Raw genomic sequence first — 22778 nt, 5'->3', positions numbered from 1 at the left:
TTAAGATCGCGGTAAGCAGCTGTTAGGGTTTGCTGACATCCGGTAAACAAAGCCAGCAAAACTATACGGCTTTTTGTCGATTGCCGCCAAATCGGCCGCGTCCCTTTACCGGCCATTAACCCTAACAGGATGATAACGAACCCAGATCCTTAAGGTTTGCCGCCGTGTCCTGGCGGCCATAGCGACGAAGGTGTGTGTCCGATCATGAAAAGCGCTGCTGGTCTGTTTCGCGCTCTGCTGGCCGTGTCGATGCTCGCCGGCTGCTCCAGCTACCGGCCGACGCCGGCGGCCTTCCACGAGGTACTCGACCAGCCCTATCGGCTCGGCGCCGGCGACCGTGTCCGCGTCACCGTGTTCGAACAGGACGGTCTGACCAACACCTACAGTGTCGATCAGTCCGGCTACATGTCCTTCCCGCTGGTCGGCGCGGTGCCGGCGCGCGGCCACACGGCCCAGCAGCTGGAAAAAGCGCTCGCCGACAAACTGCGCCAAGGCTATCTGCGCGACCCCGACGTGTCGGTCGAGATCGATCGCTACCGGCCGATCTTCGTCATGGGCGAAGTGGGCGCCGCCGGCCAGTATTCCTACGTGCCGGGCCTCACCGTGCAGAAGGCCATCGCGATTGCCGGCGGTTTCTCGCCGCGCGCCAACCAGGAAAGCGTCGACATCACCCGCGACATCAACGGCAAGGTGATGACAGGCCGGGTGGTTACCTCCGATCCGCTGCTGCCGGGCGACACGGTCTACGTTCGCGAACGCCTGTTCTGACATCAACGTGGCGGACCAGCTCAGGATCGTCCACTGCTTTCGCTCACCCGTCGGCGGGATCTTCCGGCATGTGCGCGACCTGACGGAGGCCCAGCTCGCCGCCGGACATGTTGTCGGCATCGTCTGCGATTCGACCACCGGCGGCGAATACGAGGAACGCCTGTTCGACCAGATGAAGGACAGCCTGGCGCTCGGCATCCATCGCACGCCGATGCAGCGCCATGTCGGGCCGGGCGACTTCGCCTCGGCCTGGCGTACCTATCGAATCATCAAGGAATTGCGGCCGGACGTGTTGCACGGGCACGGCGCCAAAGGTGGCGCCTATGCCCGTCTGTTCGGCTCATTGTTGCGGGTATCTAGGTCTCGCGTAGCCCGCCTCTATTCGCCGCATGGCGGCTCCCTCCACTATGACGAAACGACGACGACCGGGAAGCTGTTCTTCGCGCTCGAGCGCTTCATGGCGCGCTTCACCGACTGCCTGCTGTTCGTCTCCGACTATGAGCGGCGCACCTATCGCAAGAAGGTCGGCGAACCGCCTATCCCGAACACGCTGGTCTATAACGGCCTGCGCGCCGCCGAGTTCGAACCGGTGGTCGCACAGCCCGACGCAGCCGACCTGCTCTACATCGGCATGATGCGCGACCTCAAAGGGCCTGACATTTTCATCGAGGCGCTGGTGCTGGCCGGGTCCCAGCTTGAGCGCCGCTTGACCGCGGTCATGGTCGGCGATGGCGACGACCTGCCGCGCTACCATGCGCAGGTGAAACGGCTGGGCCTCGAAAAACAGGTCCGCTTCTTGCCGCCTATGCCAGCCAGGGAGGCATTTTCGCTGGCCGATCTGGTCGTCGTCCCCTCCCGCGCGGAAGCCATGCCCTATATCGTTCTGGAGACGCTAGCGGCCGGCAGGCCGATGATCGCCACGGCCGTCGGCGGCATTCCCGAAATCTTCGGTGAGGGATCCCCTGCCCTGATCCGTCCCGATCCGCGCCAACTCGGCGACAAGGTGGGTGAAGCGCTGCGCGATCTCGACGCCTACCGGCGCGTCATGCCCGATACGGCCAGCCTCAAGGCGCGATTCGGCGCCGATGTGATGGCCGCCGAAATCGAAAAGGCCTATTTCGCCGCGCTTAACAGATAGACGACCCTCCAAAACCACAAGTTGTCTCAAGGTTTTTTTAGCTCTCTTTCTGCTATCGTCATCGCGGAAGCTTGTGGGAAACCCGATGAACGAGACCGACCCCACGCGCCGCTTTTCGGCCGATGCGGTGCGCAAATTCGACAGTCCTGCCGAGAGCCCCACGCCCGGCGGCATGAACAGTGTTGCCCGCCAGGTCGCCTCGCAATACCGGCGCGATACGATGTCGCCGGTCATGGTCAGCGGCGTATTGCGCATCGTCGAATTCGGCTTGCTGTTCCTGTCGGGGCTCGCGCTCTACTTCCACTTTGTCGGCTTCTTCAACTATCTCGCCTGGCAATATCCGCTGACCATTGCCGCGGCGTCATTCGTGGCCGTGGTGCTGCTCGACGTCAGCGATTGCTACCAGATCTCCGCCTTGATGCGACCGATCTCCAATCTCGGCCGCGTGCTGATGGTCTGGGCCGGCACCTTCGCGCTGATGGCGCTGACGGCCTTCATCATGAAAATGTCGGAGGATTATTCGCGTCTGCTGTTCGGCACCTGGTTTGTCGTCGGCCTGCTTCTGCTGTTCGGCCTCAGGCTGGTGATGTCGAAGCTGATCCGGCGCTGGGCGCGCAACGGCCGCATGGAACGCCGCGCCGTCATCGTCGGCGGCGGCAAGGCGGCCGAGATGCTGATCCGCTCGGTCGAGAAGCAGCCAGACAACGACATCCGCATCTGCGGTATCTTCGATGACCGCGGCGACAAGCGCTCGCCGCCGATCGTGGCCGGCTATCCCAAGCTCGGCACCATTTCGGAGCTGATGGAATTCGCTCGCATCGCGCGCATCGACATGCTGATCGTGTCGCTGCCGCTGACTGCCGAAACGCGCGTGCTGCAGCTGCTGAAGAAGCTCTGGGTGCTGCCGGTCGACATCCGGCTCTCGGCGCATTCGAACGCTTTGCAGTTTCGCCCGCGCGCCTATTCCTACATCGGCTCGGTGCCGATGCTCGACATCTTCGACAGGCCGATCAACGACTGGGATTCGGTCGCCAAGCGCGCCTTCGACATCGTCTTCTCGCTGATCGGCATCATCCTGTTTTCACCGGTGATGCTGGCGACTGCCATCGCCATCAAGCTCGACAGCAAGGGTCCGGTGCTGTTCAAGCAGAAGCGGCACGGCTTCAACAACGAGATCGTCGAAGTCTACAAATTCCGCTCCATGTATACCGATCGCTCGGACCCGACCGCCAAGCAGACGGTGACCAAGAACGATCCGCGCGTCACCCGCGTCGGCCGCTTCATCCGCAAGAGCTCGATCGACGAGCTGCCGCAGTTCTTCAACTCGCTGTTCGGCACGCTGTCGCTGGTTGGCCCGCGCCCGCATGCGATTGCCGCGCAGTCGCACAACCTTCTCTACAACGAGGTGGTCGACGGCTATTTCGCCCGCCACAAGGTCAAGCCCGGCGTCACCGGCTGGGCGCAGATCAATGGCTGGCGCGGCGAGATGGACACCAATGAGAAGATCCGCATGCGCACGGAATACGACCTCTATTACATCGAGAACTGGTCGATGCTGTTCGATCTGCGCATCCTGCTCATGACGCCGCTGCGGCTGCTCAACACGGAAAACGCCTATTGAGCGCGATTTCCCATGATTTGTCGCAGGCTGCGGTCAACAAGTTGCCGCCCTCGGCGGTCAATGCCAAGCTGATCGCGCTGATATCGTCGGGCGCGGTGTTTTTCGGCGTCTTCCTGTCAGGCTTCGTCATCGACGAGCCGGCGCCTTACGATCTTTTCATGGTCGGGCTGATCGCGGTGTGGGGGCTGTTTGGACTGCGCATATCGCGTGCCGCCGCGCCGCTGCTCGTGCTGCTGATCACGATGAACATCGGCGGCATGATTGCCATGACGCAGATGGCCGATCTCGCCAACACACCGCTCTATCTCGCCGTGTCGCTTTTTCTCGCTTTCACCGCGGTGTTCTTCTCGTCGGTGACTGCGGTGCAGCCCGGCCTCTACCGGCTGATCTTCATCGCCTATGTCGTCTCCGCATTGGTGACCTCGCTGCTCGGCATTGCCGGCTATTTCCACGCTTTCCCGGGCGCTGAAATCTTCACCAGATACGACCGCGCCCAGGGCGCCTTCCAGGATCCGAACGTGTTCGGGCCGTTCCTGGTGCTGCCCGGCATCTATCTGCTCTATCTCCTGTTGACCGGCTCGATCGCGCGCATGCCGCTTCTGGCGGTGCCGCTGCTGATCATCACCGCCGGCATTTTCTTCTCCTTCTCGCGCGGCGCCTGGGGCATGTTCGCCGTCTCGGCCATCCTGCTCACCGGCGCCCTGTTCCTGCAAAGCAACAGCGGCAAGTTCCGGCTGCGCGTCATCATCATGAGCATTGCCGCCGTCACCCTGCTGGTGGTCGCCATGGTCGTCATCCTGCAGCTGCCCGGCGTCGGCGAGATGTTTTCCAGCCGCGCCCAGCTCGAACAGAGCTACGACACGGCGCGCCTTGGCCGCTTTGCCCGCTACACGATCGGCTTCGAGATGGCGCTCGAACATCCGCTCGGCATCGGCCCGCTGGTGTTCGGCACCATTTTCGGCGAAGACACGCACGACATCTGGCTGAAGACGCTGATGGATTATGGCTGGCTCGGCTTCGTCTCGTTTCTGTCGCTGACGCTGTGGACGATCGCGGCCGGCTTCCGCATCCTTTTGCGCGACCGGCCGTGGCAGCCCTATCTGCTCTGCGCCTACGTCGCTTTCATCGGCAATATCGGGCTCGGCACATTCATCGATATCGACCACTGGCGCCATGTCTACCTGCTGCTCGGCCTGATCTGGGGCGCGATCGCGCTGGAATACAGGCATCAGCGCGGGTTGCGGGCGGTGGCGCAACCGAGGTAGCCGAGTAATCCTAAAGGACAGGAACAGCCGGGCACGCCAATACCGGGGTTGTGCAGGCCCTCGCAGGCTTTGATCTGCTTGCTCCAACCCCTGGTCGAATTGAGCACGGTTGCCGGCGGCGCATTTATGTTGTGATGGTGGGAAAACGTCGCTAAACGCGACTGACAAAATTCCAATTGAGTTGGCGTGCTTGCCGGGCTGGATAATATTCCGGGTTGGTGGGCGCCACTAATCTGACGGGCGTGGTTATGCTGAGGGAAAGCTATTTCGAATTCATGCTGCGCTGGTACGCGTATCGCCGATGGCACAGGCCCCCGCGGCGTGTGCGGCAGGCCGAATACGACTTCCATCAGCTTATGAAAAAGCTTCCCGCCGATAGTCTGTTCATCGATCTCGGCGCCAATATTGGCGACGTCACGGGACATGTACTAGCCTATGGGATGCGGGTGATTGCTTTCGAGCCTGACCCTGTTGCTCGCCAGATTTTGACGAAAAGGTTTGGCAACAACGACCGGGTGACGATCATTCCGAAGGCTGTTGGTGGATCAGCGCGAGCGGCCACATTCCATCAGAGGCCGGACGTCAGCGATCTCCGCAGGACCGAATCGTCGTCCCTGATCCAGACACACGAACACACGAACGGGAAAAGCTTTGAAGTTGAGGTGGTTGACCTGGTGCAGTTCCTGCAAGGTCTCCATGAGCCGATCGCCATCGTCAAGATGGACATAGAAGGGGCCGAAGCGGAATGCATCGAAGCCATGCTGGACGCCAGCATTCACCGTTCGATTGGACAAATCCTGGTCGAGACACATGAACGGTTCTCGCCAGACCTGGCCGACCGGATCGGCAAGCTGCGGGGCCGGATCGCGCAGGAAGGCATCCGCAACATCAATCTGGATTGGAGCTAAGTATCGGCTCGGCCTTGAGCGTGCTAGCCGGAGGGCATCAACCAGCGAGGCAATAGACTTATCGAGGAAGATTGGCGGGAGGAACCGCGTCCGGCGGAGCGTCAAGTTCTATCTGGCTATGCCAGCTACCCGTTCGGGGTATTGCACGGCCAACATCGAATTGTCCGCATGGCTGGCAAAGATGGCGCTGACCTTTTCGGCGTCGAACCGCGCCCGTCGCTTGCGCTTCTCGTCGTTCAGCAAAATCCCGCTGATGGCGTCGAACTTGCGGCCGAGGTTTTTCAATATGCCTCTCTTGATCGGCCAGTTGCTGTTGAAACGGCCGGCCCAGGGCGTGCCTTTCGCCAGATCACGATAGATCGCCATGGCGCCGACCTCGACACCGATCGGCGGACGGTCCCAAGGCTTGCCCCATGCGAAATGGCGAGCGTAGCACTTGCTGAACGGAATTTGGCTGGTGTAGTTGGTCATCACGTTCCAGAACGGATGCATCGTCTGCCACCGGCCCTCAAAGGCCACGTTCAGTGCGCCCTGATCCATTCCGTAGACGTGCTCGGATGCCGACAGCCGCGTACGCTCCAGAAGCCCCTCCTGCCTGACCAGCGGCATGTTGAACACCAGCACGCCGGCATTGAACTTCGGCGCCCCTGGCTGCATCGGCAAATGCTGTCGATACTTTACGTCGAAATAGGTCTGCTCGTCGTGTGCGGCCAGCAGCGGAGCGTTGAGCGGGACGTTGCAGAGGTCTTCTATCGATCTGTTGAAAAGCACATCGGCGTCGGAATAGGCGATGCGGTCATATGGTTCGAACTCCGGCAATTGATCGGCAAACAGCCTGATGTAGGTCGCAAGGGTTGGGTGCGTTCCGCGGTTGAAGTTTGTCGCTTCCATGAATTTCGTGACATCCAGGATGCGGATCTTCCCACCGAGCAGACGCTCTCCGATAGCTCGGTCTTCGTTGGAGATGACACCGGTGTGCAAAATAAAGCCGTCGAGGTGGTCCGACACATTCAGCACGCGGCGCGCCGCCAGGCTGGCATACGGGAAATACCTCTGGTCGGTGGCGAAAAAGAAACACGATTTTTGCGGCATGCTACAACCTGTTGCCTGACCCACTCGCGAGAGCTCCGTTGCGGGTCTCAGGCGAAACCACCGAGTACTTCCGGAAACTGCACAGCCATCGCCCCGGCGTCAGCATGCTCGGCATATATCTTATGCACCTTGCTGCCGTCGTACCGTGCGCGCCGCCGATACCGGTCCTTGTTCGGCAACATCCCCATGATACCGTCGAACCTGCGGGCGAACCGCCTCATGACGCCCCGCTCGAAGGGAATACGCTGCCGGAAGGGCTCAAGCCACGGCGTATCCCTTGCCAGATCGCGCCAGACGGCAAGCGCCTCGGGCTCCACGTCGACCTGGCTCCCCCATGGCTTGCCGCCGGCGAAATGCCGCGCATAGGCTTGGGCGAACCGAAACTCCTTCGTATCGTTGGACATCAAATTCCAGTTCGGGTGCATCGTCTGCCACTTGCCCTCGAAGACGATGTTCAGCGCGTTCTGATCGTTCATTTGCCCGGCAACGGCAACATCTCTGGCGCGGTGCAAAAGTCCCTGTTGACGCACCGGCGGCATGTTGAAGACGATGATGCCGGCGTTGAAATAAGGCGCCCCCGGCTGCATCGACAGTTTGTTCCGATAGCCCGGGCGGAAATACATGTAATCGTCGTGAGCGGCCAACAACGGAGCATGAAGTGTCTGGCTCACCAGGTCGGCGATATCTCGATTGAACAGAACATCACAATCGACATGGGCGATGCGGTCATAGTCCGCGAACTGAGGCAGTTGGTCGGCGAAAAGCCGAACAAAAGTGCCGACATTGCTTGGCCGGAAAGTATGGCCAGCCTCCGCAAACAGCCCCGAAACGTCCATTATGCGAAGACGGTTCTTCAGCAGGCGTTCAGCAACACGCATATCGGCATCACGTGCGCCGACATGCAGGATGAAGCCTGGCGTTGCGTCTCCCGAAACATCCAGAATTCTGCGCGCCGCCAAGCATGCATACGGAAAATAATTGGCGTCGGCCGCCAGAAAAAAACAGGAATTTGCCACGCGCAATCCTTCGTATCGATACTGCGCGAGCCATATCGCCTTGGCGTTGCGGCGACAAGGCCGAATGCTGGCGACTTTCAGGCCCGGCGCGCCGTTTTAGCGCTTGCACCATACCCCTTGAAAATATATGGCTTTGCGCGGTCCGGAGTGTAGCGCAGCCCGGTAGCGCACTTGACTGGGGGTCAAGGGGTCGTCGGTTCGAATCCGGCCACTCCGACCATTTTTAGACAGGACTTGCCCCCAAAGGTCCTGCTTCTCAAATCACCAACATTCATCCTTGGCAGACGTCGACCCATTCGGCGCCGACAATCTGTGCCATGCGCTCTGGGCTCAGCCGCACCGCGGCGTTGGTGGCGCCGGCCGCGGGCACGACTTCATCGAAGGCGCGCAGCGAGACGTCGCAATAGACCGGCAGCGGCGCCGGCAGGCCGAATGGGCAGACGCCGCCGACGGGATGGCTGGTAATCGCGACAACCTCGTCGGCGTCAAGCATGCGCGGCTTGCCGCCGAAACGGTCCTTGAATTTGCGGTTGTGGAGCCTCGACATGCCGCCGGCCACGATCAGCATGGTCTCACCGCCGACGCGCAGGCAGATGGTCTTGGCGATCTGCGCCGGCTCCACGCCATGCGCCTCAGCCGCCAGCGCCACCGTCGCGGAACTCGCTTCGGTGACGAGCACTTCGACATCGGGCGCATGGGCAGCCAGGAAGGCGCGCACGGATTCAAGGCTCATCTCGGCATTGTCCCATTCGAAAACGGTTAGCGTTCACACTGGATAGCTTCACGCTCGGTCGGCGGCAACCTCCCCGCCCCTCGACGGCTGCAGCGATACCAGGCCAGGCGGGTCGCGCCGCATGTCAGCAACGCAAGGCGCATCCCCCGTGCGGGAGATGTGTTCGGGCTGCTGCCTTGGTAGGTCGCAATGGATCAGGGCCGGCGGTGATGCTGTGCTCCCACGACCAACCGGAGAGATCATCATGCTCAAGCTCGCCTCGGCTCTGGCGCTGCTGCTTATCGGGACGGCGCCGCTGCTTGCCGACGACATGCCGATAAACGCGGACGCCATCAAATGGGGCCCTGCTCCTGCTGTCTTGCCCGCCGGCGCGGACATGGCTGTCATCGCCGGGGACCCCTCGAAAGATGGCATCTACGTGCTGCGGTTGAAGCTGCCGGCCGGCTACAGGATTGCCGCGCACAACCATCCCACCTCGGAATATGTGACGGTGATTTCCGGCAATTTTCATATCGGCATGGGCGACAAGCTCGACGAGACCAAGGGCATCGAACTGACCGCCGGCGGCTTCGGCGTAGCCCCACAGGGAATGAACCATTACGCCTGGACGACAAGCGCTACGATCGTCCAGGTTCATGGCGAGGGGCCGTTCGCGATCACCTACGTCAACCCGGCGGACGATCCGAGCAAGAAGTGACATTCGCCGTTGGGCGAATGCAACAAGCCCGCCAGGGCAAACCATGGCGGGCTTGTTGAACGACGCTTGGCCGTTGTTTATGAAACGGACCGGTTTTCCACAGGCGCCGTGGGCGCCGGGGCATCGATCAGGGCCGTTTCCGGCAATTGCAATGCTGCGGCGATCCGGCGAAGTTTTGTCGGATCGGTGTCCTTGCCGCTCTCTATGTCGGCAATCTCGCTGGTCGACAGACCGCAGGTCAGGGAAAGCTCTTCAATACTGTATCCCTTTGTCTCCCGGATGGCTTTGAGGCCGGGGTGCTCGAGCGCAACGTCGGCCGCAACATCGGCCGCCAGCCTGGAGAAGGGTTCGTGTTTTGCAGTTTGGGGCATTGGCAACTCCATGGGGCTAAAGAGTTTTGGATCAAATGATAGGGTGTTGCCTGAGAGCCGGGACAATGCCCGCTTGACGGCGATTTGCCAAGGCCCAAACCGACCGTCACAGCGTCGTGAACCGGCGTCAAAACCGCAGGCGCCAGGGCACATATAGGATCTCCGCCCCGATCTCCCAATCAAGTTCTTTTGAAGGGCCGCACGCCGAAGTGTTCAGCGGTTTTGCGCCGCTCGCGCGTTAGCCTGATGTTGCTGGCAGCCGCATCGGGCCAGCTTTTCCCAAGAGGATCAGATCCATGACATTCAAGACATCAGCCATCGTGCTCGCCACGATTTCAGGCCTCGCTGGCGCGAGCATGGTCGCGGCGCAAGCCGCCGAGGCCGTGCGCATTCGCGGCACGGTGACCGCCTTTGCCGGAGCGACGCTGACGGTGAAGACCCGCGCAGGCGCTACCGACGCCATCGCGCTGGCTGAAGGGTGGAAGATTTCCGGCGTCGCCAAGGCGGATGCCGGGGATATCAAGCAAGGCGATTTCCTCGGCATTGCCTCTGTTTCGAAGGCCGATGGCGGCAGCGGCGCGCTTGAGGTGGTGATCTTCCCGGCCGCGCTGAAGGGCGCCGGCGAAGGCGACCGCCCGTGGGATCTCGAGCCCAACAGCCGGATGACCAACGGCACGGTCGCCGATGTCACCGAGATTGCAGGTCGCACGGTGACGCTGACCTACGACAATGGCCAGAAAAAGCAGATCGCGATCCCGCAGACGACGCCGGTGGTGACCTTCGCGCCGGCGACGCCCGCCGACCTCAAGCCTGGCGCTGTGGTGTTCGTCAACGCCGAGCGCGGCAGTGACGGCAAGCTAACCGCGGGCCGGGTCGTTGTCGGCACCAACGGCGTCATTCCGCCGATGTAAGTTGCCGACGAAGCCGCCAGACACAATCCAGAAACAAAATTCTACAGTCCGGAAAAACTGTCGAAAAGTTCGGAGGCGATAGTCATGACTGCGGGGTTCACCGGCACCGATCTTGCTCGGTGACGGCCAAATTCAGCCCGCGCAGAAAAGGAAACGAAGTCATGAAGAAGTCCCTCCTGTCGGCTCTCGGGCTGGCTTTTGCCCTGGCTGTCTCTCTGCCCCTCATCGGCGCCAGCAGCGCCGACGCAGCACCGCTGCACAAGAAGCATCACCACCATCATCATCATCATCACAAGAAGCATCACCGCCATCACCACCACCACCACAACAAGGTGGAGGCCAAGAAGGCCTGACAGGGGCCGACTTGCCCAACGGGAAGGCTGGCCCTGGAGTCCTCGCCAAGGCCGCCTTCCCGTTGGTTTTTGCCAGGCGACACGTGGAAAAGCTGAAGGCAGGATTGGATGGCGCCCATGCGTCAGAATGCGAGCAACCACAGGTTGCCAGCTGCAGGACACCACGGGTCTCTCAATGCCGTCGGAACCCGCTAGGACGGCGCCGCGAACGCGAGCACTATTGCGATCAAAATCAAAAGCGGTCCCATCCATTTGAAATGCTTCGCGACCTGCAGCCACCATGGCTGCTGACCTTGTTGGGCCTGAAAAGGACTTTGGAGCAGCCCAAAACCAACGCCTGTCATCCACAGCCCAGCGCAGAACATGATGAACTCGTCGATGTAATTTGCGACCACGCCCGTCTCCTCCGCCGGTACCTTTGGACTGGCGTTATAGTCGCAGCCGGGAGTGGCAGAAAGCGCGGTGCCAAGTGGCGGCAATGACTGCTGCCGCCACCTGACAAGAGCCGGGCGCGGACTCGGTCTTGGCCGGCCATTTGGGCACGCCACGGTGTGACCTTCGCATGGGATGCCGCGCTGCTACGTCAGCGTACTTCACGCGAAATGCATGATCGATGCCCGGCCCCGCCAGGCGCCGTCCGTTGGCGAAGGCTAAAAAATCAACGTCGCAAAAAAACGCGAAGAAAATTCGAACCACGCATGAACCTTTGCTTTGGAGGCCGCACTAACCCGGCATGGACGCCGAGAAGGCGATCCCAACACAGAAGGACGCCATGGTGGCGATCCTCGATCCAGAGAAGGAAATGCTCAAATGACCAACTTCAAGCGCATCACGCTCGCCGCGGCCCTCATCGTCTCGGCCTTCGGTTCGGCTTCCGTTCCGACCTCGGCTTTCGCCAACGGCACGCATCCCACGGGCGACGGCGGCGCGGTTTGCAAGGGCTCTGGGCATTGCCTGGTGCTCTCGATCGAGTGCAAAGGCACCTATACCGACGCCACGGACAAGAATGGCACTGTCTATGGCAAATGCAGCCAGACCGCGCAGGTTTCGCCGCAGGCCAAGATCAAGCTCGCCAAGTAATCGGCCGCAGATCAGGGAAATGGCGGTCGTCCGCGGGACGGCCGCCATTTTCTTTTTGTTTTCGTGAATTGTTTTAGCGCCGGCTGAGCAACAGGCTGGCGAGAAGGCCGACCACGACCAACCCAACAGCAGCGGCTGTTGCCGGACGATCGCGCGCCGTCTTTTCGATCGCCCTGCCCTGCTTCCTGATCGCCGGCAACGCATCGCTGACAAGGTCGGCAAGCTGCCCATAATAGTCCGAAGCGGCATCGCGCCCGTCCTCGTAGTAAGCACCGCCGCGTTTGGCCACGACTTTGCGCAACGCGGCGAGCTCTTTGGAAAGGGTCGCGACCTGCTTTTCGAGATCGAGATCGGAGAGGGTCGAAAGCGATACCATGATTGTTTTCCTTCTTTTTGAGAGAAGGCCAAACGCATGGCCGCAGAACCGGTTCCGGTCTGCTTGCCCGAGACAGCGGAAAGGTTAGCGCACCTGGTCGAGCAGGCGCTTGCACTCCAGGAGGTCAAACAGCGCCTCCTGCAGCAAGGCCCGGTTGTCGCGCGACAGTTTCGATGCGCCGGGCTGGACCGGACCTTCCTCCTCGGTCTTGCCCAGGCCGAAAAAGCGGCGGCTGGGTTTTACCTTGGGCTGACCGACCAGCATCTCGTCATCCATGCCGCGCGGCTGGGCGGCTGGCGTCAGCGGCACCTGATCGGCCTGCCTGCGCTGCGAGATCGCTTCGACGGCAGCCATGTCGCCATTGCCGATGGCGACCAGGAAATGGTTGCCGTTCTCGCGCAGCAGTTTCTGCACGCCCTTGATCGTGTAACCCTGGTCGTAGAGCATGTGGCGGATGCCCTTGATCAGTTCGACATCCTGCGGCCGGTAGTAGCGGCGGCCGCCGCCGCGCTTCATCGGCTTGATCTGGTTGAAACGGGTTTCCCAGAAGCGCAGCACGTGCTGCGGCAGATCGAGATCCTCCGCGACCTCGCTGATGGTGCGGAAAGCGTCGGGGCTCTTGTCCATGGGCGAAATCCTCACGCTGGACGGCGATCCGGCCCAGTCTGCCGAATCGGGTATCATTTCAGCGGTTTATGAAACAATATTCAAGCCCGGCGTCAAAACGGCCCGGCGTTTTCAACCGAAGCCTGCGGCAGAACCTATTTGCCGCCCTTGGCCTTGCTGTTCTGGTGCGAGCGCAGGATACGGCTTTTCAGCACGTTCGACGACTTGAAGGTCATCACCCGGCGCGGCAGGATCGGCACTTCCTCGCCGGTCTTGGGATTGCGGCCGATGCGTTCGTTCTTGGAACGGACGTGGAAGGTGGCGAAGGACGACAGCTTCACCGTCTCGCCGCGTACGATGGCTTCACAGATTTCGTCCAGCACCGCTTCGACGAGTTCTGCCGATTCAGTGCGTGACAAGCCGACCTTACGGTAAACAGCTTCGGCAAGGTCGGCGCGCGTAAGTGTCTTTCCCCCCATGCGACCGTCCCATCAGTTCAAAAACCATAAATCGATACAGGTAAAGGCAGAGCCTAAGTAATTGATCCGGCAAGGTCAAGGACCGAAACCGGACCGTTCGGCACTTACCAGCGAACGAGAACCGCGCCCCAGGTGAAGCCGCCGCCCATCGCTTCCAGGAGCACGAGATCACCCTTCTTGATGCGACCGTCGGCGACAGCCACCGAAAGCGCCAGCGGCACGGAAGCAGCCGAGGTGTTACCGTGCAAATCGACGGTGACCACCACCTTTTGCTCAGCAATCCCGAGCTTCTTGGCCGAAGCGTCAATAATGCGTTTATTGGCCTGATGCGGCACGAACCAGTCGAGGTCGTCGGCGGTTATGCCGGCCTGCGAAAACGTCGCCTCGATAACGTCGGTGATCATGCCGACGGCGTGCTTGAACACCTCGCGGCCTTCCATCCTGAGATGGCCGACCGTGCCGGTGGTCGAGGGACCGCCATCGACGAAAAGCTTGTCCTTGTGGGCGCCGTCGGAGCGCAGGCTCATCGCCAGCACGCCACGGTCGGCAATGCCGCCGGTGCCCTCATCCGCTTCCAGCACCAGCGCGCCGGCGCCGTCGCCGAACAACACGCAGGTCGAGCGGTCGCTCCAGTCGAGGATGCGCGAAAAGGTCTCCGCGCCGATCACCAGCACGCGCTTGGCGAGGCCGCCTCTGATGTAGAGGTCGGCGGTGGTCACCGCATAGACGAAGCCCGAGCACACCGCCTGCAGGTCGAAGGCAAAGCCGTGATGCATGCCGAGCCGGTTCTGGATCTCGACGGCGGTCGCCGGAAAGGTGTTGTTGGGCGTCGAGGTCGCCAGCACGATCAGGTCGATGTCGGCAGGCGTAAGACCAGCATTGTCGAGCGCTGCGCGCGCCGCCGCCTCGCCCAGCGACGCCGTCGTCTCGTCATCAGCGGAGATATGACGCTGGCGGATGCCGGTGCGCTGGGCGATCCACTCGTCCGAGGTCTCGACCATGCCTTCGAAATCGGCATTCTTCATGATGCGGCGGGGCAGCGCAGCACCGGTGCCGCGCACGACTGATCTGATCAAAGCTCTTTCCTATTCCTTTTCGTCGACGGTGGCGTCGGATTTCCTGTTTGCCTGGGCATGCGGGTTGCGCGCATGGAACAGGTCGAGATCGGCCTCGATGCGGTCGATCAGATTGTTGCGCACCATGTCGTAGCCAAGCTCGATGGCCGCCGCGAAACCGTCCGAATCGGCGCCGCCATGGCTCTTTACCACGATGCCGTTCAGACCCAGGAAAACGCCGCCATTGGAGCGGCCCGGATCGAGCTTTTCGCGCAGGCGGTCAAAAGCGCCCTTGGCGAAGACATAGCCGATCCTAGCCATCAGCGTGCGGTTCATCGCGGCGCGCAGATAGCCTGAGATCTGGCGCACAGTGCCTTCTGCCGTCTTGAGCGCGATGTTGCCGGCAAATCCTTCGGTGACGACCACGTCGACCGTGCCCTTGCCGATGTCGTCACCCTCGACGAAGCCATGATAATTCATCGAGGCCATGTTGGCCTCGCGCAGCATGCGCCCGGCTTCCTTGACCTCTTCCTGACCCTTGATCTCCTCGACGCCCACATTGAGCAGGCCGACTTTCGGCCGGTCGATGCCGAACACCGAGCGCGCCATGCCGGTGCCGAGAATGGCAAAGTCGATCAGCTGGTGCGCATCGGCGCCGATGGTGGCGCCGACATCCAGCACCACGCTCTCGCCGCGCATCGTGGGCCAGATCGCCGCGATCGCCGGACGATCGATGGTCGCCATCGTGCGCAGGCAGAATTTCGACATCGCCATCAGCGCGCCGGTATTGCCGGCCGAAATGCAGGCCTGCGCGCTGCCACTCTTGACTGCTTCGACAGCCTTCCACATCGACGACTTCCAGCGGCCGTGGCGCAGCGCCTGGCTCGGCTTGTCGTCCATCCTGACCGCGACTTCGCAATGGTGGAACTCGCTGACCTCGGCCAGTTTGGGAAATTTGGCGAGTTCGGGGCGCACCAATTCCTCGCGCCCATATATGACGAAGCGGATGTCGGGACGCCTGACGGCGACCGTCATGAGTGCCGGGATGACCACGTTTGGCCCGTGATCGCCACCCATGGCATCGATGGAAATCCTGATCACGCGGTCTTTATCTCACTAGCTTGGGCCAGGGCACATGGCCCGCGAAAGAAATACGAAACTCGCGAAATTCGGGGGCTCGCGAAGGTTCGGCGAAAATAGCGGTTTTGGGCTGCCGCACAACCGGCTTTTCTCCGATCGCTTTGTGTTTTAGGATTTTCCAAGCAAGGATCGCAGCTTTTGCTGGAATTCATTCTCGACGGACTCGTTCGGGCCGGCGGCATCGAGCGAGGCGCCTGCCTTGCGCGGATAAGGATCGATCGCCAGCCCGAAGAACTGTTCGGCGAGCGCGCCGACGTCGATCGTGTCGCCGGAGAATGTTTCCGGGCCGTCTGGCCCGTCGGCGTCGAGCAGGATCTCGCCGCCGCCTTCGAAACCTTGCCGTCCGAGTTTGGATTGTTCGGGCAGGAACAGCGCCTCGACCTCCTCGTCGATATGGGCCGCGACCGGCTCAAGGGTGACGATGCAGGCCTGGGTGATATCAGCCTCGACGCGGCCGCTGACCTTGACGCCATTGCGCTTCCACGGCGCCACCAAAAGCTCAGCACGGTAGTTTTCGACAGAAAGCAGCTCGTGCTCGCGCGCAAGCGTTGCGCGCTGCGCGGCGTCGGCGTCGATCACCACCTGCAAACCTTTGTGCGGCAGGCGGCCGACATTGGCCGCGAATGAGACCGGGCTAGGCGTGTCCACATGTTTCATCTTGGTCTCCCCTCCTCACTCCGCTTTCGCGACGGGAAACGCCACGGCACCGGAAACGATCGATTCGGACGGCTGTGCTTCAAGCTGCCTTGCGGCATCGATTACATAGGACGCCAGCGGCAAGGCTTGCGGCCAGGCGCCGGCATCGGGCCTGACATTGCGCGCCAGGGCGGCAGCAAGCGCGTCGCGATCGCTGCGTTCCAGCGCGTCGTCATAGGCGGCGGTACGGCCGTAGAACATTTTGGCCAGCCTCTTCATGCGCTTGGGCACGCCGACATCGCCAACGCCCAGTTCCCGCAGCGAATGCTCCACATCGAGAAAGAACTCGTCGATCAGCACCTGCGCGACCTCATGCGCGACGCCCTCTTCGCCGCGCAGCCGGTGCTGAAACAGGAACATATGCAGCGACAGCATCTCGAAACGGCCGAGCGGCGTATCCGGCACATTCCAGTGGGAATAAAACACGGTCTGCCGCGCCGCCGCCACGATTTGTGCGTAAAGCGCCTCGGTGATAGCGCGGTTGGCGTTGCGTTCGCGGCCAAAAAGGCGCTGGAACATTGAGGGTGGTCTCCTGGGGACCGATTGTTTGAATGGGCCTTGTTGCATCGGCAAGCAAGCTGGTTTACCGGTTTTGCCGCCCAGCGCAAGTTGCGGCCAGCTAATGGAGTTGTTGTTGCGCGCGCTGAAATTCAAGTCGACTTTTCTGCCTGGGGCCACCGCCGCGGTTTCGCTGGTGCTGGTGGCTTCCGCGCTGTCGGGCTGCAATTCGTCCAAGATGTTCGGCGACCTTAACCCTAGCGAGACGCTGACGCAGGGCTATGTTATCGACCAGCAGGCGGTCGATTCGGTGCCGGTGGGCTCCAGCCGCGAACAGGTGCTTCTGGCGCTCGGCACGCCATCGACGAAAGCCACCTTCGACAATGAGGCGTTCTATTACATTTCGCAGACGCGCAAGCGCTATGTCGCTTTCGACAAGCCGCGCCTGGTCGACCAGAAAGTGCTCGCGGTCTATTTTGGCGAGGACGGGCGCGTCACCCAGATTGCCAATTACGGTCTGAAGGACGGCAAGATTTTCGACTTCATCTCGCGCACCACGCCGACCGGCGGCAAGGACCAGAACTTCCTCAGCCAGATCATCAAAGGCGCCAGCAAGCTGGCGCCCCCCATTCCTGGCGGCGGCGCCTAAGAAGCGACCGCCTTCCTCAGATTTTTGCTTCCCCCGAAGCGACACCATCTCAGGCGACCAAAAGCCCGCGGGAGCGATCCTGCGGGCTTTTGTTTTGAGGTTATGCGGCCGCAACACCCGTCGCGCTTTGCCGCGCGTGGCCTGTTCGGCCGCCGGGCTCCAGCGAGGCGCGGTGCACAGCCGCACTCTGCCGCGCTTCCGAAGGCGTCATGCCGAAATGCCGGCGGAAGGCGTGGTTGAAGGTCGAGAGATCGCCGAAGCCGGCGTCGAAGGCGATGGCACCGATGGTGCGGTGTGCCAGGCGCAGGTCGGATAGCTTGCTGCAAACCAGCGCCAGCCGCCGGCCAAGCACGAACTGCGACAGCGAGGTACCCTCACCCTCGAACAGCTTTCTGATATAGCGCGCGCTGACGCGGTGGCGCCCGGCCAGCGCGTCCGACCCGACATCGCCGAAAGCCAGATTGCTTTCGATATCGGCTTTGATGGCGCGAAGCCGCGCGGCGCGTATGCCGCGGCCTGCGGCGACCTCGGTGGCGTCCTGCGTTGCCCCGACCACGACCGCGATAAGGTCCTGTATGTGCTTGGCGGCAAGCCAGCGCAATTCGGACGCGGCCAGGTTCGGCTCCTGCATCAGCAGACGGACATAGCTGGTCAGCAGCAAGAACTTTTCGCCCACGCATGACATCGGCGTCATCAGGGCGGCATCCGCATTCGCAGCCATGGGCCCGAGCGCTGCCTTGGGGATGGTGATGAAGAGATGATGCGACATCGCCCGCTCGATCACATGCGGATCAGAGGAGGACAGAAGGATTGCCTGGCCGGCCTCGATGCTGGCCTCGCGGCCGAGATGCGAGAAGGTGGCAGCGCCCTCCAGACACATGAAGAAAATGTAATCATCGGTCCCCTTGGCCATGGCGCGGGAACGGATGGTGCGGAAGGCGGTGGTCCTNGGTGGTCCTCGAATCGGCAATGCCGACGCCCGGCAGCCGCAGGATGGTCGCGTCGACGGAGAGCTTTTCCTCCGTGACGTTAAAATCCATGTCGGTCACCATCCGGCGCAACAGGTCGCAATAGACGTTTCGCCATTCCGCTCGCGGCCACATGGCGGTCGAAAAGCGCGCATGCGCAAACTCGGGGGGTCGAATAGTCATGGGGTACTCCCAAGCGATTGTCTTCATTTCACTGTCGTTCGTAGTCGAGGCTCGTTCCATGAACGGCCTCTCATTCCGACGGCGGCAATCGGGGGGCAGTGGATGGCTACAATGATTTGCGCACTTGGACAAAAGACTATTTACGAAGCTATGGATGAGCTTAGTTCATTCATGCTAAGAAACCCAGGGGCAGGATAGGGTAACGGCAGATGACAAGACGGCTTCCACAACTGGAATCCATTCGGGCTTTCGAGGTCATTGCCCGGCTGGGCAGCTTCAAGCGCGCCGGCGATGAGCTGAATGTTACGCCAAGCGCGCTCAGCCACCGCATCGCCGATCTCGAAGCCGATCTCGGCGTGCTTCTGTTCACCCGCCATGTCCGCCGCGTCGAACTAACGCTTGAAGGCGAACGATTGTCCGCGGGCGTGCGACGCGCATTGCTGGAAATCCAGAGCACGGTCGCGAGTGTCGCGCGCAACGAGCGCACGAGGCTGAGGGTCACTGCCATTCCTTCGCATGCCGTACGCTGGCTGGCCCCGCGCCTGCACAGGTTTCGCAAAAAGCATCCCGAAACAGAGATCGACATCAATGCGGATCTTGCAGTCGTCGACCTTTCGCAGCGAACAGTCGACATCGCATTGCGTTTCGGCGGCGGACACTATCCGGCCGTCGAGACCGAATGGCTGATGGCAGATGCGATCTTTCCTGTCGTCAGTCCCGACTATCTCGCCGCCAACGGCCCGGTCAGAGACCAGCACGATGTGCTGCGACTGTTCCGCATCCTCGACACGACGGCCGAAAATGACGAGAGCGGCGCCAATTGGCGCCACTGGTTCGAGAGAAACAATCTGCCGCTGGATACGGTTGGCGACGGCATGAATCTGAATGGCACCTTGTTGGCGGTCGAAGCGGCGGCGAGCGGTCTGGGCGTCGCTATCGCGAGGAAGTCGCTGGTCGAGAGCGATTTGCGGACCGGCAGGCTCGTCCGCCTCCTGACGACGGACATACCGACGAACTGGAACCACTACGTCGTCGTCCACCCGTCCATCTCCGCCTGGGAGCCTGCCAGATCGTTCATCAACTGGCTGAAGGCGGAAGCCGGCGACAACACCGGCGCCGGTTGACCTCGGCGGCCGTCCAGGAGCTCTCATCGGAAGGCGTCGGGGCTCACGGACTCATCGTATCGGCCAGTTGCTCATCCTTGCGGCCCGACTGGTTCGCCGCCTTGGCGGCAAGCGCTGCCGCCATCTGGCTCTCCAGCTCGCGCAGCTTGGCGTCGAGTGTCGCCATGCCGCCCCAGGCGAATGTCGCGCGGTATAGCGGTGCGATCTCGGGCGTCAGGAATTCGACCAGGGTTTCGTCCTCGACCCAGACCTTGAGCACCTTGAACAGGCGGGCATCGATCAGCTCGCTATGCCAGCCCATGCGGGCGGCAATGCCCTGGATGGTTTCGGTCGAATTGGGCGTGCTGAGCAGCACATGCGAGCCGGAGCGCAGGCGCATGTTCGGGTCGAAGCCGATGCCGAGCGGCGCTTGCTGGTCCAGAACCGTGCCGCACGGCAGGATTTCGATCAGCGAGCCGAAATCGTCGCCGAGGCAGACAAACCATGCGCCCTCAGGAAATGGCGGCGACGGCGCACGAACCGCGGTGGCGACAAGCATTTCGGCAAGGACGCTGGCGACGGCCTGCGGATCGCGGGGGTTGAATGAAGCGTGATGCAGCATGGCAATACTCCTGTTTTCAACGGCGGCGGCCGGCAGAAGTGCCGACCCATGCCGCGGCGTTCCGTAAAAACTGAATCACCGGCTGAGCGTCAGGATGACCGCGGCAAACAGGCAGGCGTATTCGGCCAGTCCAAGCACAAGGCGCAAATTGTGGTTGGCCGCCCAGCTGTCGCGCGTCTGCGCCCAATCATCGGGGATGGTCACCGGCGTCCAGCTCTGCACCTGTTTGTTGAGCGGCACCTGACGGCTGACGGTGAAGCCAATGTCGATCACCACCAGCGCCGCGGCGACGATGGTCAGGATGCGCGGCAGGCCGGCATCGACCGCAAACATCGCCATCGCCGCGATCAGCACCAGCGTCGTCAGCCTGACGAACGGCATCACCCGGGTAAACGTCCGGTCGCGCATCTGATGCATGGCCATGTACTGGCCGGCGGTAAGATCATCGATGCGAAAATCGTGGATTACACCCGAGACGTAGATGCCGGCAATAATTCCAGCCAGCGCAAGCGAAGCCGCCATCAAGAAAATGTCCATGTCTTTTCCCTGCCCGAATGTCGTTTCCCTGGCCAAAATCGCCGCAGAGGCGAGCCCGACACCGCGTCGATCGCAATGTCCTGGCCAATGACCGGGGTATTAAAGCAGGCGAACGGTCCGGGCTTGGGTAGGATGGAACGATGTTTTGGGCAATGCGGCCCTCCGATTGCGTCGGAAACATCAAGTGCCGTGAGATCGAAACCTATCAGCAAACCTTGACGCGTACTTGCCAGCGACCGGTCAAATTCGTATCAGACCGTGCTGGCCAATGGCGCATCACGCTGAATTGGGAGGAGCATCCGTGCCGGAAAAAACCCGGACAAAACCGACAGGCTGGATGGCGACCGGAACGGCTGACGGCCAAGTGGTCACGCCTGACTGGATACCCATCGAGCCGGTGGCGATCGATGGCGTGAGGGTCAAGGAGATCAGGCCGGTCGCAACCTCCACCGGCTATCTGACCGAGATCTTTCGCCAGGAGTGGGAGCTCGATTCGGAGCCGGTCGGCCAGGTCTTCCAACGCACCTTGTATCCCGGCGCGGTGACGGGCTGGCATGCACACGCGGTGACGACCGACCGGCTGTTCTGCTGCGTCGGCAGCGTTCGCATTTCGCTGTTTGACGGACGCAAGGCCTCGCCGACCTTCGGCGCCGTCTGGCACAAGATTATCGGCCCGTTGCGCCCGGCGGTCGTCATCATTCCACCCGGAATATGGCACGGTGTTGTTTCGCTCGGAGCGGAGACGGCGGTGCTGCTCAACCTCGTCGACAAGGCCTATGCCTACGATCAGCCCGACCATTGGCGCCTGCCGCCAGACACCGACCACATTCCCTACAGACTGGTGTAGCGTGGAAGCATCGGCGCAGCGCGATCAGGCCGGCGGCGAACCGCTGGTTTCGATCGTGATCGCGACGCACAACCGGCCGGCAGCACTGCGGCAGGCATTGACCAGCGTCATGCGCCAGACGTTGCAAGACTGGGAAGCCTTGGTCATTGGCGACGGTTGCAGGCCGGATACGGCGGCCGTTGTCGCTGAATTTGACGATGCCCGCATCGTCTACATCGATCTTCCTGTCAATTTCGGCGAACAGTCCGGTCCCAACAATATCGGCTTTGCCAGGGCGCGTGGCCGCTTCGTCGCCTTGCTCAACCACGACGATCTGTGGTTTCCCGACCATTTGGCGGCGATGACCGGCTGGATCGACGCCTCGGGCGCCGACGTGGTGCTGGCGCGCGGTGCCGTCATCCAGCCGCCGTCGGCGGCCGGCAATCCTGTCAATTCGATCTTCGGGATCGGCAAGGATGGTTTTTACGACCCCGTCACGACGGAAGGATTTGGCTCGGCACACATGTTTCGCCGCGCTTCGTTCAGCCTGCTCGGACCTTGGCGACCCGCCAGCCAGTGCTTTTGCGAAAGCTCGCAGGACTGGCTGTTTCGGGCATGGCGAAAGGGCGCGGTGATCGCGACGATGCCGCACCTCACCGTGATCAAGCTGCATTCCGGCATACGCAAGGGCTCCTATCTCGGCGACAATGCGCAGGAACAGAAGGATCTTCTGGACGCCATGCAGACGCCGGACGCCTTGCGCGTGAAAATCCTTGGCTGCGCGGGCGAACCCATTCGCCTGGCGGCATCGAGTTATCTCAGGCGCAGGCTGATGGCGGCTCTTGGCATCCATCCCCGCGCCCGCGCCTTCCGCCGCAAGTACAAGCGAGGCGCTTTCGTCGCCAAGCTGCGGCGCCTGCGTGGCCTGGCGCCGATGCCTGAGCGCGAGCCTGGCGTGAGCGAATTGCTCGATCGCTACAGCAAGCGTGGCGATGCCGGCAGCGAGCCGGGTGAGGTCTGAACAGACCCCCGCATGAATCTCAAACAAAAACCCGCGGGATCGCTCCGCGGGTTTTTTCTTGAATCA

General features: G+C 61.8%; 28 protein-coding genes and 1 tRNA gene. 14 read left to right on the top strand and 15 right to left on the bottom strand.

Translation table 11 applies throughout. The features are described from left to right. Positions 1–204 precede the first annotated feature (204 nt). From X733_RS145275 to X733_RS145295, 5 genes are all read left to right on the top strand, one after another. Complete coding sequence (locus X733_RS145275) at positions 205–768, top strand: polysaccharide biosynthesis/export family protein (protein WP_023669390.1); 564 nt, start codon at positions 205–207, stop codon at positions 766–768. Between the two features lie 7 nt (positions 769–775). Continuing rightward, positions 776–1906, top strand: coding sequence for a glycosyltransferase (locus X733_RS145280; protein WP_023669389.1), 1131 nt, complete (start codon positions 776–778; stop codon positions 1904–1906). A gap of 85 nt (positions 1907–1991) precedes the next feature. Continuing rightward, positions 1992–3527 carry an undecaprenyl-phosphate glucose phosphotransferase gene (locus tag X733_RS145285; RefSeq protein ID WP_023689486.1) on the top strand — a complete coding sequence of 512 codons (1536 nt, stop codon included), beginning with the start codon at positions 1992–1994 and terminating at the stop codon, positions 3525–3527. Continuing rightward, complete coding sequence (locus X733_RS145290) at positions 3524–4792, top strand: O-antigen ligase family protein (protein ID WP_023819354.1); 1269 nt, start codon at positions 3524–3526, stop codon at positions 4790–4792. Before X733_RS145285 ends, X733_RS145290 begins: the two co-directional genes overlap by 4 nt. A gap of 248 nt (positions 4793–5040) precedes the next feature. Beyond that, on the top strand, positions 5041–5700 hold the full coding sequence (locus X733_RS145295; protein ID WP_023734136.1) for an FkbM family methyltransferase: 660 nt from the start codon (positions 5041–5043) through the stop codon (positions 5698–5700). Positions 5701–5808: 108 nt separating this feature from the next. Here the strand turns inward: X733_RS145295 and X733_RS145300 are convergent, their stop codons facing one another. Then, positions 5809–6792 (bottom strand): glycosyltransferase, encoded by a 984-nt coding sequence (locus X733_RS145300; RefSeq protein ID WP_023819353.1) that lies wholly within the window; start codon positions 6790–6792, stop codon positions 5809–5811. Between the two features lie 47 nt (positions 6793–6839). After that, positions 6840–7808: a glycosyltransferase gene (locus X733_RS145305; protein WP_023819352.1), complete on the bottom strand. Its 969-nt coding sequence runs from the start codon at positions 7806–7808 to the stop codon at positions 6840–6842. A gap of 143 nt (positions 7809–7951) precedes the next feature. Between X733_RS145305 and X733_RS145310 the strand changes: the two genes are divergently transcribed. Next, positions 7952–8028 (top strand) — tRNA-Pro (locus X733_RS145310). A 51-nt stretch (positions 8029–8079) separates the two neighbouring features. Here the strand turns inward: X733_RS145310 and X733_RS145315 are convergent. Further along, complete coding sequence (locus tag X733_RS145315) at positions 8080–8541, bottom strand: YbaK/EbsC family protein (protein ID WP_023819351.1); 462 nt, start codon at positions 8539–8541, stop codon at positions 8080–8082. A 244-nt stretch (positions 8542–8785) separates the two neighbouring features. Here X733_RS145315 and X733_RS145320 point away from each other — a divergent pair, with 244 nt between their 5' ends. Next, positions 8786–9238 carry a cupin domain-containing protein gene (locus tag X733_RS145320; protein WP_023730864.1) on the top strand — a complete coding sequence of 151 codons (453 nt, stop codon included), beginning with the start codon at positions 8786–8788 and terminating at the stop codon, positions 9236–9238. Between the two features lie 77 nt (positions 9239–9315). Here X733_RS145320 and X733_RS145325 read toward each other — a convergent pair whose 3' ends face one another. Continuing rightward, the gene (locus X733_RS145325; protein ID WP_023682373.1) at positions 9316–9609 is read right to left on the bottom strand and encodes a helix-turn-helix transcriptional regulator; all 294 of its coding nucleotides are present in this window, start codon (positions 9607–9609) and stop codon (positions 9316–9318) included. A gap of 296 nt (positions 9610–9905) precedes the next feature. On the opposite strand from X733_RS145325, the gene X733_RS145330 reads away from it, so the two are divergent. Continuing rightward, on the top strand, positions 9906–10520 hold the full coding sequence (locus X733_RS145330) for a hypothetical protein (protein ID WP_023819350.1): 615 nt from the start codon (positions 9906–9908) through the stop codon (positions 10518–10520). A gap of 161 nt (positions 10521–10681) precedes the next feature. After that, on the top strand, positions 10682–10873 hold the full coding sequence (locus X733_RS08960; protein WP_155924242.1) for a hypothetical protein: 192 nt from the start codon (positions 10682–10684) through the stop codon (positions 10871–10873). 191 nt (positions 10874–11064) lie between these two features. Here X733_RS08960 and X733_RS145335 read toward each other — a convergent pair whose 3' ends face one another. Continuing rightward, positions 11065–11268, bottom strand: a complete 204-nt coding sequence (locus tag X733_RS145335; protein ID WP_023697438.1) for a hypothetical protein — start codon at positions 11266–11268, stop codon at positions 11065–11067. A gap of 415 nt (positions 11269–11683) precedes the next feature. Between X733_RS145335 and X733_RS145340 the strand changes: the two genes are divergently transcribed. Then, the gene (locus tag X733_RS145340; protein WP_023669376.1) at positions 11684–11953 is read left to right on the top strand and encodes a hypothetical protein; all 270 of its coding nucleotides are present in this window, start codon (positions 11684–11686) and stop codon (positions 11951–11953) included. A gap of 73 nt (positions 11954–12026) precedes the next feature. On the opposite strand, the gene X733_RS145345 is transcribed toward X733_RS145340, so the two are convergent. The 7 genes from X733_RS145345 to X733_RS145375 form a co-directional block, all read right to left on the bottom strand. Next, complete coding sequence (locus X733_RS145345) at positions 12027–12329, bottom strand: hypothetical protein (protein ID WP_023669375.1); 303 nt, start codon at positions 12327–12329, stop codon at positions 12027–12029. An 84-nt stretch (positions 12330–12413) separates the two neighbouring features. After that, positions 12414–12956: a MerR family transcriptional regulator gene (locus tag X733_RS145350; RefSeq protein ID WP_023669374.1), complete on the bottom strand. Its 543-nt coding sequence runs from the start codon at positions 12954–12956 to the stop codon at positions 12414–12416. A 134-nt stretch (positions 12957–13090) separates the two neighbouring features. Continuing rightward, positions 13091–13414 (bottom strand): integration host factor subunit alpha, encoded by a 324-nt coding sequence (locus X733_RS145355; protein ID WP_006201891.1) that lies wholly within the window; start codon positions 13412–13414, stop codon positions 13091–13093. Positions 13415–13518: 104 nt separating this feature from the next. After that, positions 13519–14490 (bottom strand): beta-ketoacyl-ACP synthase III, encoded by a 972-nt coding sequence (locus tag X733_RS145360; protein ID WP_023669373.1) that lies wholly within the window; start codon positions 14488–14490, stop codon positions 13519–13521. Positions 14491–14499: 9 nt separating this feature from the next. Further along, positions 14500–15570: a phosphate acyltransferase PlsX gene (gene plsX, locus X733_RS145365; protein ID WP_023669372.1), complete on the bottom strand. Its 1071-nt coding sequence runs from the start codon at positions 15568–15570 to the stop codon at positions 14500–14502. A 147-nt stretch (positions 15571–15717) separates the two neighbouring features. After that, positions 15718–16266: a DUF177 domain-containing protein gene (locus X733_RS145370; RefSeq protein WP_023730861.1), complete on the bottom strand. Its 549-nt coding sequence runs from the start codon at positions 16264–16266 to the stop codon at positions 15718–15720. A 15-nt stretch (positions 16267–16281) separates the two neighbouring features. Further along, complete coding sequence (locus X733_RS145375; protein ID WP_023669369.1) at positions 16282–16824, bottom strand: ubiquinol-cytochrome C chaperone family protein; 543 nt, start codon at positions 16822–16824, stop codon at positions 16282–16284. A 115-nt stretch (positions 16825–16939) separates the two neighbouring features. On the opposite strand from X733_RS145375, the gene X733_RS145380 reads away from it, so the two are divergent. Then, positions 16940–17452: an outer membrane protein assembly factor BamE gene (locus X733_RS145380; protein WP_023669368.1), complete on the top strand. Its 513-nt coding sequence runs from the start codon at positions 16940–16942 to the stop codon at positions 17450–17452. A 100-nt stretch (positions 17453–17552) separates the two neighbouring features. On the opposite strand, the gene X733_RS1000000167270 is transcribed toward X733_RS145380, so the two are convergent. After that, positions 17553–18365 (bottom strand): AraC family transcriptional regulator, encoded by an 813-nt coding sequence (locus tag X733_RS1000000167270; protein WP_023819347.1) that lies wholly within the window; start codon positions 18363–18365, stop codon positions 17553–17555. A gap of 447 nt (positions 18366–18812) precedes the next feature. On the opposite strand from X733_RS1000000167270, the gene X733_RS145385 reads away from it, so the two are divergent. Beyond that, the gene (locus tag X733_RS145385; protein ID WP_023700544.1) at positions 18813–19727 is read left to right on the top strand and encodes a LysR substrate-binding domain-containing protein; all 915 of its coding nucleotides are present in this window, start codon (positions 18813–18815) and stop codon (positions 19725–19727) included. Positions 19728–19770: 43 nt separating this feature from the next. Here the strand turns inward: X733_RS145385 and X733_RS145390 are convergent, their stop codons facing one another. Beyond that, entirely contained in the window at positions 19771–20328 is a 558-nt protein-coding gene (locus X733_RS145390) for a hypothetical protein (RefSeq protein WP_023815659.1), read from the bottom strand. Positions 20329–20403: 75 nt separating this feature from the next. Beyond that, entirely contained in the window at positions 20404–20865 is a 462-nt protein-coding gene (locus X733_RS145395) for a DUF1772 domain-containing protein (protein WP_023669364.1), read from the bottom strand. A 301-nt stretch (positions 20866–21166) separates the two neighbouring features. Between X733_RS145395 and X733_RS145400 the strand changes: the two genes are divergently transcribed. Beyond that, positions 21167–21712, top strand: coding sequence for a dTDP-4-dehydrorhamnose 3,5-epimerase family protein (locus X733_RS145400; RefSeq protein WP_245274471.1), 546 nt, complete (start codon positions 21167–21169; stop codon positions 21710–21712). Between the two features lies 1 nt (position 21713). Continuing rightward, positions 21714–22712: a glycosyltransferase family 2 protein gene (locus X733_RS145405; RefSeq protein ID WP_023734148.1), complete on the top strand. Its 999-nt coding sequence runs from the start codon at positions 21714–21716 to the stop codon at positions 22710–22712. The last annotated feature ends 66 nt before the right edge of the window (positions 22713–22778 follow it).

Source organism: Mesorhizobium sp. L2C066B000 (assembly GCF_000502335.1).
Lineage (GTDB): Bacteria > Pseudomonadota > Alphaproteobacteria > Rhizobiales > Rhizobiaceae > Mesorhizobium.
This window is presented reverse-complemented; position numbering and strand designations above follow the sequence as displayed.

What these genes read in the sequence shown, in the direction of transcription:
- X733_RS145395 (WP_023669364.1), bottom strand. Translation starts at nt 20,865, where the DNA reads ATGGACATTTTCTTGATGGCGGCTTCGCTTGCGCTGGCTGGAATTATT.
- X733_RS145355 (WP_006201891.1), bottom strand. Translation starts at nt 13,414, where the DNA reads ATGGGGGGAAAGACACTTACGCGCGCCGACCTTGCCGAAGCTGTTTAC.
- X733_RS145350 (WP_023669374.1), bottom strand. Translation starts at nt 12,956, where the DNA reads ATGGACAAGAGCCCCGACGCTTTCCGCACCATCAGCGAGGTCGCGGAG.
- X733_RS145275 (WP_023669390.1), top strand. Translation starts at nt 205, where the DNA reads ATGAAAAGCGCTGCTGGTCTGTTTCGCGCTCTGCTGGCCGTGTCGATG.
- X733_RS08960 (WP_155924242.1), top strand. Translation starts at nt 10,682, where the DNA reads ATGAAGAAGTCCCTCCTGTCGGCTCTCGGGCTGGCTTTTGCCCTGGCT.
- X733_RS145345 (WP_023669375.1), bottom strand. Translation starts at nt 12,329, where the DNA reads ATGGTATCGCTTTCGACCCTCTCCGATCTCGATCTCGAAAAGCAGGTC.
- X733_RS145285 (WP_023689486.1), top strand. Translation starts at nt 1,992, where the DNA reads ATGAACGAGACCGACCCCACGCGCCGCTTTTCGGCCGATGCGGTGCGC.
- X733_RS145330 (WP_023819350.1), top strand. Translation starts at nt 9,906, where the DNA reads ATGACATTCAAGACATCAGCCATCGTGCTCGCCACGATTTCAGGCCTC.
- X733_RS145340 (WP_023669376.1), top strand. Translation starts at nt 11,684, where the DNA reads ATGACCAACTTCAAGCGCATCACGCTCGCCGCGGCCCTCATCGTCTCG.
- X733_RS145295 (WP_023734136.1), top strand. Translation starts at nt 5,041, where the DNA reads ATGCTGAGGGAAAGCTATTTCGAATTCATGCTGCGCTGGTACGCGTAT.
- X733_RS145315 (WP_023819351.1), bottom strand. Translation starts at nt 8,541, where the DNA reads ATGAGCCTTGAATCCGTGCGCGCCTTCCTGGCTGCCCATGCGCCCGAT.
- X733_RS145375 (WP_023669369.1), bottom strand. Translation starts at nt 16,824, where the DNA reads ATGTTCCAGCGCCTTTTTGGCCGCGAACGCAACGCCAACCGCGCTATC.
- X733_RS1000000167270 (WP_023819347.1), bottom strand. Translation starts at nt 18,365, where the DNA reads ATGGCCAAGGGGACCGATGATTACATTTTCTTCATGTGTCTGGAGGGC.
- X733_RS145300 (WP_023819353.1), bottom strand. Translation starts at nt 6,792, where the DNA reads ATGCCGCAAAAATCGTGTTTCTTTTTCGCCACCGACCAGAGGTATTTC.
- X733_RS145325 (WP_023682373.1), bottom strand. Translation starts at nt 9,609, where the DNA reads ATGCCCCAAACTGCAAAACACGAACCCTTCTCCAGGCTGGCGGCCGAT.
- X733_RS145385 (WP_023700544.1), top strand. Translation starts at nt 18,813, where the DNA reads ATGACAAGACGGCTTCCACAACTGGAATCCATTCGGGCTTTCGAGGTC.
- X733_RS145320 (WP_023730864.1), top strand. Translation starts at nt 8,786, where the DNA reads ATGCTCAAGCTCGCCTCGGCTCTGGCGCTGCTGCTTATCGGGACGGCG.
- X733_RS145390 (WP_023815659.1), bottom strand. Translation starts at nt 20,328, where the DNA reads ATGCTGCATCACGCTTCATTCAACCCCCGCGATCCGCAGGCCGTCGCC.
- X733_RS145370 (WP_023730861.1), bottom strand. Translation starts at nt 16,266, where the DNA reads ATGAAACATGTGGACACGCCTAGCCCGGTCTCATTCGCGGCCAATGTC.